The organism is Halomonas litopenaei, from assembly GCF_003045775.1.
Taxonomy (GTDB): Bacteria; Pseudomonadota; Gammaproteobacteria; order Pseudomonadales; family Halomonadaceae; genus Halomonas; species Halomonas litopenaei.
On sequence record NZ_PXNS01000003.1, the window covers coordinates 1 to 14,103 of the forward strand.

Annotated in this window: 10 protein-coding genes; 3 read left to right on the forward strand and 7 right to left on the reverse strand. The window is 65.4% G+C overall.

The annotated features are described in order from the left end of the window. Positions 1-170: 170 nt before the first annotated feature. The 5 genes from C6W88_RS05165 to C6W88_RS05185 form a co-directional block, all read right to left on the reverse strand. Positions 171-3,086: an FAD-binding and (Fe-S)-binding domain-containing protein gene (locus C6W88_RS05165; protein ID WP_108131749.1), complete on the reverse strand. Its 2,916-nt coding sequence runs from the start codon at positions 3,084-3,086 to the stop codon at positions 171-173. Between the two features lie 85 nt (positions 3,087-3,171). After that, positions 3,172-5,235: a hypothetical protein gene (locus C6W88_RS05170; protein WP_108131750.1), complete on the reverse strand. Its 2,064-nt coding sequence runs from the start codon at positions 5,233-5,235 to the stop codon at positions 3,172-3,174. Between the two features lie 141 nt (positions 5,236-5,376). Further along, positions 5,377-6,033, reverse strand: a complete 657-nt coding sequence (locus tag C6W88_RS05175; protein ID WP_108131751.1) for a LutC/YkgG family protein — start codon at positions 6,031-6,033, stop codon at positions 5,377-5,379. Further along, positions 6,030-7,460, reverse strand: a complete 1,431-nt coding sequence (locus tag C6W88_RS05180; RefSeq protein ID WP_108131752.1) for a LutB/LldF family L-lactate oxidation iron-sulfur protein — start codon at positions 7,458-7,460, stop codon at positions 6,030-6,032. Before C6W88_RS05180 ends, C6W88_RS05175 begins: the two co-directional genes overlap by 4 nt. Beyond that, positions 7,457-8,212 carry a (Fe-S)-binding protein gene (locus C6W88_RS05185; protein ID WP_108131753.1) on the reverse strand — a complete coding sequence of 252 codons (756 nt, stop codon included), beginning with the start codon at positions 8,210-8,212 and terminating at the stop codon, positions 7,457-7,459. The genes C6W88_RS05180 and C6W88_RS05185 overlap by 4 nt, the downstream gene beginning before the upstream one ends. A 428-nt stretch (positions 8,213-8,640) precedes the next feature. Here C6W88_RS05185 and C6W88_RS05190 point away from each other — a divergent pair, with 428 nt between their 5' ends. The 3 genes from C6W88_RS05190 to C6W88_RS05200 are packed head-to-tail and all read left to right on the forward strand — an operon-like array spanning position 8,641 to position 12,704. Beyond that, positions 8,641-9,417 (forward strand): GntR family transcriptional regulator, encoded by a 777-nt coding sequence (locus C6W88_RS05190; protein WP_045992225.1) that lies wholly within the window; start codon positions 8,641-8,643, stop codon positions 9,415-9,417. Positions 9,418-9,420: 3 nt separating this feature from the next. After that, complete coding sequence (locus tag C6W88_RS05195; protein WP_108131754.1) at positions 9,421-11,319, forward strand: sensor histidine kinase; 1,899 nt, start codon at positions 9,421-9,423, stop codon at positions 11,317-11,319. Next, positions 11,316-12,704 (forward strand): sigma-54-dependent transcriptional regulator, encoded by a 1,389-nt coding sequence (locus tag C6W88_RS05200; protein WP_045992227.1) that lies wholly within the window; start codon positions 11,316-11,318, stop codon positions 12,702-12,704. Before C6W88_RS05195 ends, C6W88_RS05200 begins: the two co-directional genes overlap by 4 nt. Here the strand turns inward: C6W88_RS05200 and C6W88_RS05205 are convergent. Both C6W88_RS05205 and C6W88_RS05210 read right to left on the reverse strand, forming a co-directional pair. Next, positions 12,668-13,351 carry a metal-dependent hydrolase gene (locus C6W88_RS05205; RefSeq protein ID WP_045992228.1) on the reverse strand — a complete coding sequence of 228 codons (684 nt, stop codon included), beginning with the start codon at positions 13,349-13,351 and terminating at the stop codon, positions 12,668-12,670. The genes C6W88_RS05200 and C6W88_RS05205 overlap by 37 nt on opposite strands. 151 nt (positions 13,352-13,502) lie before the next feature. Continuing rightward, positions 13,503-14,090 (reverse strand): gamma carbonic anhydrase family protein, encoded by a 588-nt coding sequence (locus C6W88_RS05210; RefSeq protein WP_108131755.1) that lies wholly within the window; start codon positions 14,088-14,090, stop codon positions 13,503-13,505. Between the last annotated feature and the right edge of the window lie 13 nt (positions 14,091-14,103).

Genomic DNA, 14,103 nt, shown 5'->3' on the forward strand with positions numbered 1-14,103 from the left:
CTTTTACCACCCTTCACCGCCTGTGACGTTTGCTCGTCGCCGGCAGCGGATGCGTACTTTACGCATCCCCTCCGCCCTTGGCAATACCCTTATGCAAAAAAGTTCATCGAGATGTCTTCGGGGCGTCATCGACAGCGGTTCAGGCTTCAGTCGCGACCTGGAGCAGGGCCTTACAGCGAGACGGCGCGTTCTTTCGATACGCCCCCTTGAGCAGTCGGCTGACTCGCGCGGTCCAGCAACTCCAGTATGGAGTGATAGGTAAGGCCGGAGTGCTGGGTCATGCCCATCTCGCAGGTTCTCGAATTGGAGACACCAAAGTCACAGCCCGCCACCTGCCCCGACAGATCACGCAGCGATGAAGCCGTCAGTTCCGGTACGCGCAAGCCCTTGTCGCCGGCAAATCCGCAGCAACTGATACCATCCGGCACCACCACCTCCCTGGCACACGCACGCGCCAGCTCCACGAAGGAGTCGGTCAGCCCCTTGCGATGGCTGGAGCAGGTCACGTGCACCGCCACCTTGCAGTCCAGCGGCGTCACCTCCAGGCGCGGCAACAGGTGGTCATGGGCGAAGGCCACCGGCTCCTGCACCTTCAAGCGCTCATCCAGATGCCCCTCGACCTGCAAGCTGCAAGGACTGGTATCGAACAGCACCGGGAAACGACCGTTCTGGCTCGCGACCAGCAACTCCCGGTTGAGTTCGCGCGCCTTGTGCGTCGCCTCGTTATCCATCCCCTTGGAGGAAAACGCCATCCCGCAACACAGGTGGCCTGGCATTTCGGGAATGATGACGTCATACCCGGCTCTGTCGAGCAGACTCAGTACGATCTCCATCACCGCACGCGCCGAGTCGTCCCGCTTGTCGGCGCCAAACACCCGAGTGGCGCAGGAAGGGAAGTACACCACCGAATCGCGCGGCCCCTCGGTGGACGATGCGCCCGCCGATGGCCGCGACGACTTGAGCACCCGAATCGGGGCGGCGGCGGGTATCGCCGGTATCCACTGTGGGACACGCTTGCCGCTGGCCTTGTGAACACCCTGACTGGCTCGGGCCATCAAAGCGTCGCCGATGATCCCACGCCCCAGGCTGGCCGCACGCAGGCCGCCCCGGGCAATCTTGGTAGCCCCGGAGAAGTGACGCCCGATTCGCCTTGCCAATTCCTGCTTGCCGACATGACGTTCCTGGCGCATGGCGAGCACCATCTCGCCGGTATTGATACCGACCGGGCAGCGCGTCCCGCACATGCCATCGGCGGCGCAGGTGACATCGATATCGTAAAGCGCACTCTGCTCGAAGGCATCGCGACGCTCTCGCTCTTCATCGCTCAACTCATCCAGGGCTGCCAGGCGAGCTCGCTCGCGGGTCAGCACGATGCGCTGGCGAGGCGTCAGCGTCAGCTCGCGTGAAGGACACACGGCTTCGCAGAAGCCACACTCGATGCAGCGATCTACGATGGGGTCGGCCTCGGGCAATGGCTTCAGATTTTCGAGGTGCAGCGTCGGGTTGCGCGTCAGCATCACATCGGGGTTGAGCAGATGGCCCGGATCGAACAACGCCTTGATCTGCCACATCAGAGCATAGGCCTCTTCGCCCCACTCCAGCTCCACAAAGGGTGCCATGTTGCGGCCGGTGCCGTGCTCGGCCTTGAGCGAGCCACCGAAGTCCACGGCTACCAACTGGGCCACGTCGGCCATCAGCGCCTGGTAGCGCTCCTTCTCCCCCGGACGCTCAAAGCCCTGAGGGAAGACGAAGTGCAGATTGCCTTCCAGGGCGTGACCAAACAGCAGGGCGTCGTCGTAGCCATGGCGCTTGAACGCCTCGGTCAGGGCGGCGACACCCTCCTCCAGCCGTTCGATGGGAAAGGCCACGTCCTCGATCACCACGGTAGTTCCGAGATCACGCACAGCACCGACGGCGGGGAACAGTCCCTTGCGTACCTTCCAGTAGAGCGCGTAGCTGACCGGGTCTTCGGTGAAGGCGATGGGCTCGAGGGTGGTGATGCCTTCCAGCGCCTGGCCGACCTCCTCGATACGCGCCTCCAGCCGAGGCCCATCCTCCTCGCGGACATCCACCAGCAATGCCGTGGCGCCGTCCGGTAGCTCACGCAGCTGCTCCGGCATGCCCGGCTGCCGCTCCACCGAACGCAGCCCCGCACGATCCATCAGTTCCACCGCCGCCACGCCGGTGCCACGCAAGGCGATGGTGGCACGGCAGGCGCTGCCGAGATCCGGGAAGAAGATCAGGGCGGCGGCCTTGCGTGGCGGCTCCGGCACCGACTGATAGGTAATCCGCGTGATACAGCCCAGGGTACCCTCGGAGCCGATCATCAGGTGGGCCAGGATGTCCACACCGTCACGGAAATCCACCAGGCTGTTGAGAGCGTAGCCGGTGGTGTTTTTCAGGCGATACTTGTGGCGAATGCGCTTGGCCAGCTCGAGATCGGTGCGCACATTGGTCGACAGTCGCTCCAGCCCATCGAGCAGGGCCGCATGGCTTTGACGAAAGGCTGCCACGCTGTCGGCATCGGCGGTATCCAGTACCGTGCCATCGAGCAGCACCATGCGCAGGCTGTCCAGGGTCCGATAAGTATTCTGGGCGGTGCCACAGCACATGCCCGATGCATTGTTGGCGGCGATGCCGCCGATCATGCAACTGGCGATGGACGCCGGGTCCGGCCCGATCTTGCGCCCAAAGGGCGCCAGCAGCTCGTTGGCCCTGGCGCCGATAACACCGGGCTGCAGGTCAATTCTGGCACCGTCATCGAGCACCCTGGCATCGCGCCAGCCACGTCCCAGCTGAATCAGCACCCCATCGGTGATGGCTTGACCGGACAGCGAGGTACCTGCGGCGCGGAAGGTCATCGGCCAGTTGCCCTCGCGGCAGGCGCCAATGACTTCGACAAGCTCCTGTTCGGTCTCCGGCCTCACCACCAGGCTCGGCACCAGCCGATAGAAGCTGGCATCGGTACCGTAGGCCAGCCGGCGCAGCGGATCCTGGACCAATCGCTCGATGGGCAGGCGTTCGGTCAGCATCGCCGTCAACTCATCGATGGAAATGGTGGGCTTGGTGGTGGTGATGGCCGTCATGGTGCGCTCCCTGTCTGATTATTCGCTATTGCAGCCGTTCAGATACTAAAACGCCACTCCGAAGAGTGGCGTTTGGCGCTAGGGGTTAGCCCCTGACGTCGATCTGGACGATGCCGCCGCCCCCGCCATAGCCGCTGACGGTAACGTCATAGACACCTGGCTCCAGACGGGTTTCGATCAGCGAGCCGAGTTGGGTACTGCCACCGTCGTCGTCCTGGAAGAAGACGCCCTCACCCTCGAGCTCCAACAGCGTATCCACGGCGTCAGACTGAGTCTCGATGCTGATGACGCCAGCCTCTTCAACCACCAGCTGGTAGTTGAGCCTGCCGCTGGCATCGAGCTGACCGTAGAGGGTCTCGCCGGTGTGAATCTCACCCTCGGAGCGCAGTTCGCCGCTGAAGGGCGTCTGCGACAGGCTCAGCGAGTAGGTGCCGGAGCCACTGAAGCTTCGCGCATCGACACTGTAGGTACCAGCCTCGAGGATCGCGCTGATACGCGAATTGGTACCCGAGCCACCATCGTCATCGCTGGTGTCGATTCCTTCGCCGCGCAGGCCAAGCATGGCGTCGAAGGCGCTGGAGTTCATCTCCAGGGTCACCTCTGCGGCGTCTTCCAGGGTGAAACTGTATTGATTGACACCGCTGGCCCCCACCATGCCGCGCACCGTCTCTCCCTGCTGCAGCTCACCGCTGTTGCGCATTTCGCCATCGAAGGCAGTGACGTCGGTCTCCAGCCGGAACATGCCGGAAGCGACCCCCGAGTAGCTTGCCACCTCGATGCGATAGCTGCCGGGCTCGAGCACCTCGCTCAGCCGCGAATTGGTACCACCGCCGCCGTCATCGTCGCTGAGCGACACACCGTTGCCCTCGAGATAGAGCTGGGTGTCGAAGGCAGAGGACGACAGTGCAATCGTCACCTCGGAAGGCTGCTCGATGTCCAGGGTGTAGGCATTGGGTTGAAACCCGCCGGCCATGCCCTGCACAGACTCACCTGGCTCGATGGCCCCTTCGTTCTTCAATTCGCCGTCGAAGGGCGAGGTCGAAAGCTCCAGCGAATAGCCGCCGGACTCGCCCCCGTAGCCGCTGACCACCACCCGGTAGTCGCCCGGCATCAGTACGCTGTCGAGATGAGAGTCGGTACCGCTGCCCGAATCATCGACCTCGATATTGGTCTGGCCGCCGCGTACCCGCAGCACGGTGTCGAAATCGCTGGAGGCGAGCGCCAGATTGACGCTGGTGGGCTCGTCGATCTTGAGGCTGTAGGTGTTGCTGGAGGAGGCGTCGGCCAGGGTACCGGTGATGCTGTCACCGGCGCGCAGCGGTCCGGCATTACGCTCGCCGCTGGAAAGATCGGCTTGCTGCATCGACAGACGATAGCCGTCACCGACGCTGACGAAGTCATCCTGGCATTCCACGTCCACGCGTTCCTTGACCGGCTGACCAGGCGTCACACGCACCTCATAGTCACCAGGATCGAGGAACGCCTTCAGGGTCTGCTGGTCATCACCGCAGCGCGCGGCCTTATGCTCGACACCATTGCCACTGAGCACCAGCGATGCGTCAGACGCACCGGCAAGCACCAGAGAGACCTGGCGAGCCTGCTCGAGCGAGAAGCTGTAGCTCGCCGCCTCGCCTCCCAGCGCCCCGACGACGTCCTGGTCGTCGCCCAGCGTCTCGGACGCCTGGGCCTCAGTCGGCTTCAGCGAGTAGGGGCCAAAGCCTGCCATGTCGTCGCTGCTGACGACCACCAGCGAGCACCCCTCGGCGGAAGACAGCAACAGCGATGCCGGCGCCTCCTGGGTGCTGCTCGCACCTCCCTGCCACTTGCCGTCTTCGGAATACACCGAGAGGCTGGCGGCAAAGGGTGAATCGAGCCGGTACAGCACACCAGATTCGGCCTCGCCGCAGACCCAGCGACGGTCGTGACGCGAGCCATCCTTGAGGTTGATCCCGCTTTGCGAGGTCAATTCGCCCTCAATCGCTTCGCCCAGCGCAACATCCGGCGCCTCGACAAACCGCCCGCCCTGGCTACCGCCGTCGTCCTGGCATCCGCTCAGCAAGACCGCCATGGACACCCCGCTGACCACCAGCAACGGGGAAATGGCCTTGCAAAGTGGGCGTTTCGGCCCCGGACACTGCTGCTTGGACATGCCTGCCTCCATCAGTTGAATTTCGCTTCCTGCGCCGACAACAGAACATCGTCGGGAACGCACACTATAGCCAACTTGCATGACGCGCGTCAGGACGCAAACCACTCCGATGTCGCAGGTGTCGCACGCGAGCACGGTGAATCAGGCGTCGCGCAGGATGACCACCAGTTCTCTTGGACCGTGTACGCCGTAAGCCAGCGTCTGCTCGATATCCGAGGTCTTGCTCGGCCCCGAGATCAGCAGCGCATTGGTCGGCATGGCGCTCGCCCAGCCTTGCCCGGTGACGACATCGAAGAAGGTGTCTTCGACGCTGTCGGCATCGAGCACGGCGATATGCAAAGGCGGCACCAGGCTCAGCAGACGCGGTTCATCCGGGGTCGGCCACAGCCACAGACTGCCGGTCTCGGCGATGGCGCCACGGGTGGACGTAAGGCCAGCCTCGACGCCGTCGAACAGCTCACGCTTCCAGCCCTCGATGTCACGGTCGGCGTCGACCAGCTCGACCTCATGATCCGCCAGGGCCTCACGGGCCTGCTGCGCTACCGGATGCTCCCGGCCCAGCGCCAGGCGCTTGACGCCTTTGTCCGCCAGCACCCTGGCGAGGGTCTCGGTCCAGCCGGCAGACTCACAGTGAATCACCTCGCCATGCACCGAGGAGATCCAGTGCTCGAAGCGCTCGAGTCGTTCGTGGCGCGACCACTGGCGCCCGGTGACCACGCCGAAGTCGCTGTCGGGGGCCGACAGCGGTCCGCCCTGGCGATCGCGCAGGCGACCCAGAATGTTGTCTCTGGCACTCATTCGCCCTTCTCCTTGCGATGACGCTTGATCAGCGTGTGAAGTGACGTCTTGGCCGGCTTCGGGGCGCTGCGGTACTGCGTCCAGGGCCCCAGGTGGGACGGCGCCAGCGCACGGAAGCTGCCGGCGACCAGGGTAGCGCCTCGCCAGGCTCCGGGATGGGTAGCCAGCCACTGCCAGCTCTTCCATGCGGCGACCTCCTTGCGCGAGCGCTTGACCCCGGCACCGGGCACATTGCCGACGCCGTCGCCCACGGCCTCACGCCGCAGTCGCACCAGCAGGTCCGGAATCGGGATCTTGACCGGGCACACCTCACCGCAGGCGCCGCACAGGCTCGACGCCGACGGTAGATCCTTGGTCGCTTCAAGCCCCATCAGGTGCGGCATCAGGATGGCGCCGATCGGCCCCGGGTAGGTGGTGCCGTAGGTGTGACCGCCGACCCGGGTATACACCGGGCAGTGGTTCATGCAGGCACCGCAGCGGATGCAGCGCAGGGTGTCGAGCAGTTCATCGTCCTGGTAGACCCGCGAGCGACCGCTGTCGACCAGCACCAGATGCACCTCTTCGGGACCGTCGTGTTCGTCGGCCTTGCGTGGCGAGCTGATCATGTTGAAGTAGGTGGTCACGTGCTGGCCGGTGGCAGAGCGCGTCAGCAGGGCGTAGAGCGGCGGCACGTCGGCCAGGTGCTCGACCACCTTCTCGATGCCGGTCACGGCGATGTGCACCGGCGGCGCGGTGGTGGTCAGGCGCCCGTTGCCCTCGTTCTCCACCAGGCACAGGGTACCGGTCTCGGCCACCGCGAAATTGACCCCGGACACCCCGACATCCGCCGTCATGAAGCGCTCGCGCAGCTGGGCCCTGGCCGCTGCGGTCATCGCGTCCACGTCGGTGGTGCGCTCGGTCCCGGTGCGCTCGTGCATGATGTCGGAGATTTCACCGGTGTTGAGGTGAATCGCCGGCATGATGATATGAGACGGCGTCTGCTCGTTGAGCTGCACCAGATACTCGCCCAGATCCGACTCCAGGGCATCGATGCCCGCCTTCTCCAGATGGGCGTTCAGGTGCATTTCCTCGGACACCATGGACTTGCCCTTGATCACCGAGGACGCGCCATGACGCTGACATATCTCGGTGATCAGCTCGCAGGCCTGCTCGCCGTTCTCCGCCCAGTGAACGCGGATGCCGTTGGCCTCGCAGTTGGCCTCAAGCTGTTCGAGCAGGTCGGGCAGCTTCGACAGTGCACGTAGCCGGATATTGGCCCCCAGCTCACGCAGGGTCTCCAGGTCCCAGTCGTCGAAGGCCTTGCGACGCTTGCCCATCAGGCCGTCCATCGCCTTGCGGAAGTTGGCACGGATCTGCGGATTCTCCAGCGCCTCGTGGGCCTGGCGATGGAACGCCTGGGGAGTATAGGTCTGAACAGGCTGGCTCATGAGGTCCTCCGCCACAGATAGGAAGCGATGTGCTCGCCTTCGAGCGTGCTGTCGCGGTGGGCCAGACGCCCGGCAATGTTCATCAGACAGCCACAGTCGGAGGTCACGAAACGCTCTGCGCCGGCGGCTTCGATGGCACGGCTCTTGTCTTCGACCATGGCCCCGGACACCTCCGGATGGCGTACCGCAAAGGTCCCGCCGAATCCACAGCATTCGCTGGCCCGCTCCTGCTCCACCAGCTCGACCTGGCCGAGCTTGGCCAGCAGCGCGGGGCCGGTCTCGGCGAGGCCCATTTCGCGACGGGCGCTGCACGAGGTATGCATGGCAACCTTCTCCGGCGCGCCTCGATCCTCAAGCGTCAGGTGGCAGACGTGGACCAGGAATTCGGTAAGTTCGAACACCCGATCGGCAACCTCCCTGGCCCTTGCCTCCTCGGGGGTGCCGGCAAACAGCGAGGGATAGTGGGTGCGCATCATGCCGCCACAGGAGCCGGACGGCACGATGATCGGCCAGGGCTCGGGGAACAGGTCGAGCTGGGCCCTGGCCACCGCCCGGGCCTCGGTGTGGTAGCCAGAGGTATAGGCGGGCTGGCCGCAGCAGGTCTGGTCGTCGGGGAAGATCACCTCGGTCCCTTCACGCTCGAGCAGCCGAACGGCATCGAGGCCAGCCTCGGGATAGAGCATGTCGATCAGACAGGTTCCGAACAGGTAGACCTTATCGGGGCGAGGGGGATAAAGCTTGACGGCGGTCATCGCGGGGTCCTCAGGGTCAGGCACGGCAGGACGTTGTCGTTGTTCCCGGTATCAATAGCGGCACAACAGAGGCGAGCAGGCTACCGCTGCACGCCTCGTCTGCACCGCCGGAACCGAGGCCCCCGGAGCATCATCGGTCTTGCCAACGACCGCCAGGGATAGAGTTGGAGTAAATTGGTAAAACCAATTGACAACGCCGAATCTAGGCACAGTAGGTTCGCTCTTCCAGAGTGTCAAACCAGACGCCGATTTTTGCTCGGACTTTGCGCTATACTTTGGTCTATGTCTTGACGGCCGTGAACGTAACAGGTTGATAATCTGGGAAGAACGAGGATCAGGACAGGCAACAGGACAACCCCGTTTATTGGTAATACCAATTAGTTGTCGTTACACTGGCGACCTCGTTCCCACGTCGATGATAAACCGCCATGGCCTACCAGCCCGTGCGCCAGCCTCGCCTGGCCGATGTGATCACCGAGCGCCTCGAGGCGCTGATTCTGGAAGGCAGCCTGACCCCCGGCCAACGCCTGCCCCCCGAACGCGAACTGGCCGAGCGCTTCGGTGTCTCGCGCCCGTCGTTGCGCGAAGCGATCCAGAAACTGGCCGCCCGCGGCCTGCTGGTCAGCCGCCAGGGCGGTGGCACCTATATCACCGAGGCCCTCAACAGCGGCTACAGCGACCCGCTGCTGGAGATGCTGTCTCGCCACGGCGAGTTCCACCTGGACCTGCTCGAATTCCGTGACGCCATGGAAGGCCTGTCAGCCTACTATGCGGCGCTACGCTCGACACCCACCGACAGGGCGCTGTTGATTCAGCGCTTCGAAGAGCTCGAGACGTCCTTTCTCGGCGAGGATCCCCAGGGTGAGGCCAAGGCCGACGCCGCCTTCCACCTGGCGATCGCCGAGTCCGCCCACAACGTCCTGTTGCTACACACCATTCGCGGCATCTTCCACCTGCTGGAACGCAGCATCGTCGACAATCTCGCCCATCTGTTCGAGAAGCCGGAGGCACGCCCCCGCCTGATGCAGCAGCACCGGGCACTGCTCGACGCCATCCTCGAGGGGCGCGCCGAAGACGCCCAGGCGCTGGCCCACGAACACCTGGTCTACGTCGAAGAGGGTCTACTCGAGATGGAGCGCGCCGAGACCCGCTCGCAGCGAGCGCTGCGGCGTGCCCAGGTCATGCCGCCGCGCCGGTCGCGCTAGTCGATGCGACGCTGGTCACGCTGGCTGAATCGCCGCACCCTGGCGCTGGCGCTGGCGCTGGGTCTCGCCCTGGTGCTGTGGCAGAGCGCCACCCTGGCCCGTGAGCAGGCGCTGGCCTCGCTCAAGCGTGATGCCGATACCGAACTCAGGCTTTCCGCTACTGGCCTGACCGGTTACCTGTCACGCCACGAATACCTGCCGGAACTGCTCGCCACCCGGGAAACCGTCAAGCGATACCTGAGCGCCCCGGACGGCCAGGACGTGATGCCGCTCAACCGACTGCTCAACCGTTTCCGCAGTACCACCGGCGTCTCCGACATCTACCTGCTCGACGCCGAGGGCACCACCCTGGCGGCCAGCAACTGGCACCGCCCCGACAACTTCATCGGCCAGAACTATCGTTTTCGCCCCTACTACCAGGACGCCATCGCCGGGCACTACGGCCGCTTCCACGGCCTCGGCGTGGTATCGATGGATCGCGGCTACTACTTCTCGGCACCGGTCTGGCTCGACGAGGTCAATCCCGACGCCACCCCGGCCGGGGTCATGGTGGTCAAGGTCCGCGTCGATACGCTGGAGGCGAGCTGGCAGAGTCCGGGGACCAGCCTGCTGGTGGTGGATCAGAACGGTATCGTATTCATGGCCAGCCAACCCGAGCTGCGCCTGACCTCTCTCACCCCGCTGGCGCCACCGCGCCTGGCCGAGCTGCGCGACTCGCGGCGTTACGCCGATGAAGCGCTGAAACCGAGCGGCCTCGAGGTCGTCGATCACCTCGCCAACGACGCCAGACTGGTGGGCTTCGACAGCGGCCCGCTGGCGTCCGGGCACTACCTTCTTGGCGTCACTCGGGACTTTCCCACCCTGGGCTGGCAGATGCATATCCTCAAGCCCATGGCCCCGGTGATCGAGGCCCAGTGGCAGGCGATGCTGATGGGGGGTGGTCTATACGGCCTGCTGGCACTGGCCGGAGGCATCGGCTGGCAGCGCCACCGACTGCGCCGGGAGCGCGAAGCCTTCGCCGAGCGTGAGCGCACCACCCTGGCGCAAGCCCGCGACGAGCTCGAGCGCAACGTGGCCAGCCGGACCCGCGATTTGCTCGCCACCAATCGCCGGCTATCCGACGAAATCGAGGAGCGCCGACGCACCGAGGTAACCCTGCGCCAGACCCGTGACGAGCTGACCCAGGCCGCCAAGCTGGCGGTGCTCGGCCAGCTCGCCGCCGGCATCAACCACGAGCTCAATCAACCACTGGCGGCCATCCGCGCCTACGCCGAGAACGCCCGGGGCTTTCTCGCCCGACAGCGCCACGACACCGTCGACGCCAACCTCGGCGAGATCATCGAACTCACCGGCCGCATGGCCGAGATCAGCGCCCAGCTACGCCAGTTCTCGCGCAAGAGCGGTGAGCCGCCAAGCCCGGTGTCGACCCGCGCCTGCCTCGACTACGCCCTGCGCCTGTTCAAGGCACGCCTCGGCGAGCAGCAGGTCGAAGTGGTGTTCGACACCCCGGAGGAAGCGCCCTGGGTACTGGCCGACCTGGTCAGACTCGAGCAGGTGCTGGTCAACCTGATCGGCAACGCCCTCCAGGCCATGGCACAGACGCCGTCACCACAGCTGATACTGGGCGTGGCCGCCGCCGATGGCTGCGTCAGGCTATGGGTCGACGACAACGGCCCCGGCGTCCCCGAGGACCAGCGCCGCCAGGTGTTCGAGCCCTTCTACACCACCAAGGCCCCCGGCGCCGGACTGGGGCTCGGGCTGTCCATCTCCGCACGGATCATCGATGATCTCGGCGGCCGCCTGCAGGCCGGTGTCTCGCCTCTGGGCGGAGCACGCTTTACCATCGAGCTGCCCCAGGCCGAGCACGTCCTCCCGCCCCACGATGAGAGCCACGCCACATGACCGACGAAGCCCCCGTGATGATCATCGACGACGAAGAGCACCTGAGGGTCACCCTGGGCCAGACGCTGGAACTGGCCGGCTATCGACCGCTGCCCTTTCCCAGCGCCGAACAGGCCCTGGCCACCCTGGACCGGGACTTCAGCGGGGTGGTGATCAGCGATATCCGCATGCCCGGCATGGACGGCATGAGCCTGCTCAGAGAGATTCGTCAGCGCGACCCGGACCTGCCGGTGGTACTGATTACCGGTCATGGCGACGTATCCACCGCGGTGGAGGCCATGCGGGAAGGCGCCTGGGACTTTCTCGAGAAGCCGTTTCCCGGTGAACGCCTGGGCGAGGTCGTGCGGCGAGGCGTCGAGAAGCGTCGACTGAGCCTGGAAAACCGCTTCCTCAAGGCCGAGCTCGAGGCCCAGCAGACCGCGCCAGGCCCACGCCTGGTGGGGCGCACCCCGGCGATCAAGCGGCTGTCGTCGATGGTCCAGCGCATCAGTCAGGTCGAGGCCGACGTGCTGCTGTTCGGCGAGACCGGCGCCGGCAAGGACCTGGTGGCCCGCGCGATCCACGAGCGCAGCGCCCGCGGCGGCAAGCCCTTCGTCGCCATCAACTGCGGTGCGGTGCCCGAGAGCACCATCGAATCCGAGCTGTTCGGCCACGAGAAAGGCGCCTTTACCGGCGCGGTGGAGCGGCGCATCGGCAAGTTCGAGCATGCCGCCGGCGGCACCGTCTTCCTCGACGAGATCGAATCCATGCCGCTGGCGCTGCAGGTCAAGCTGCTGCGGGTACTGCAGGAGCGCCAGGTCGAGCGCCTGGGCAGCAATACCCCGGTGACACTCGACATTCGGGTGATCGCCGCCACCAAGATCGACCTCAAGACGGCCGCCGAGGCCGGCGAGTTCCGCGAGGACCTGTACTACCGCCTCAACGTGGTGACCCTGATGATTCCGCCGCTGCGCGAGCGCCGCGAGGACATCCCGCTGCTGTTTCACCACTTCGCCGCGGTGGCCGCCAGCCGCAGCGGCATGGAAGCGCCGCCGCTGGACGCGGCCGGCGTCACCGCGCTGCTGGCCCACGACTGGCCCGGCAACGCCCGTGAACTACGCAACCTGGCAGAGCGCTACGTGCTGCTCGGCAGCACCTGCGACTACCGCCTCGACGCCTTGATGGAAGGCGTCGGCAGCGACGGTGGCGAGCTGCCGCTGCCCCAGCAGGTGGAGCTGTTCGAGAAACAGCTGGTCAGCCAGTCGCTGGCCCGCCACCACGGCCGTATCAACGAGGTCTGCGAGCACCTGGGACTCCCGCGCAAGACCCTCTACGACAAGCTCAAGAAGCACGCCCTCAAGCCCGACGACTATCGCCAGCGCCCCGACACCAGCGCCACGCCCTGATCGACCAGCCCCTGCAGCGCGTCCCAGGACGGCAGCCAGGGCGCCAGACTCAGGGTCACGCACAGCATCGCCAGAGAGTTGCCGGGATCGCCCCAGTCAAACGGTTTGAAGGCGGTGCCGAAGGAACGTTTCAGTCGCGCCCCGTTCAGATCCACGCTGTAGAGCTCATCGAGCAACAGATGGATGGCAAAGCCAAAGGTCAGGGCGCCGCCGTGGGCCCAGGCCATGGCGTCCGGTGGTGCGAACAGATGGTGGCTGAGCGCCGCGGTCGCCAGGCCGCACATGGCCGCGGCCAGTAGCGAGTGCCAGAGCCCCCGGTGGACGGTGAAGCGGGCGAAGATCGCGCCGGCCACATAGCGCACCGCCAGATAGATGGCGCCGCACACCAACAGCAAGGTGCCGTCGGAGAACCGCTCCTGCAGCATCACCGCGCCGGCCACCACCGCTGGCACCGCCATCAGATTGAAGATCAGTCGGATCGCCTTGGAGCTGTCGGAGTCGATATCGGGGAGGATGCCGCCCAGGGTCGTCAGCGCCAGCATCGGCAGGCTGTCGAGCGCCGACCACAGCCCCGCCTGCCAGCCGCCATGGGCCAGCACCGCGCCGCCGGCGGCGGCCACGCTGAGGTGGGTGCGGAAGTTGGCCATGCCGGGCGGGCTCCTCAAAAGGCATATACTGGATAAATGACCAGATTATCGCCCGGCAGTTCAATAGAAACAATTGGTTGGAAACATACTGGATAAAAAAACACGGACCTGCGCGGGCAGATCCGTGTTCTTCACCACTGTGGCTCTGTCGTCAGCTCTGGGCCGAGGCCAGGTACTGATCCTTGAGCTTGACGTAGTTGCCTGCGGTGTAGGGGAAGAAGGCGCGCTCAGAATCCTTCAGCGGGCGCAGCGCCTTGGCCGGGTTGCCGGCGTAGACGTGGCCGCTTTCCAGGCGCTTGCCGGGGGGCACCACCGCACCGGCGGCGATGATCACCTCGTCCTCGACCACTGCCCCGTCCATGACGATGGCGCCCATGCCGACCAGGATCCGGTTGCCCAGGGTACAGCCATGCAGCACCGCCTTGTGGCCGATGGTGACTTCATCGCCGATGGTCAGCGGCCAGCCGCCTTGATTGAAGTCGCTGGCGTGGGTGATGTGCAGCACGCTGCCGTCCTGCACGCTGGTGCGCGAGCCGATGCGAATCCGGTGCATGTCACCGCGAATCACCGCCATCGGCCACACCGAACAGTCGTCTCCCAACTCCACGTCACCCAATACCATGCACTGGGGGTCGATATAGACCCGCGCGCCCAGCCTGGGGCTTACACCCTGCCAGGAACGGATCACCGGATACCCCGGCGTACCATCGTGCGCTTCCGTTGCCACCCTGTCTGCCATCGCTGTCTCTCCT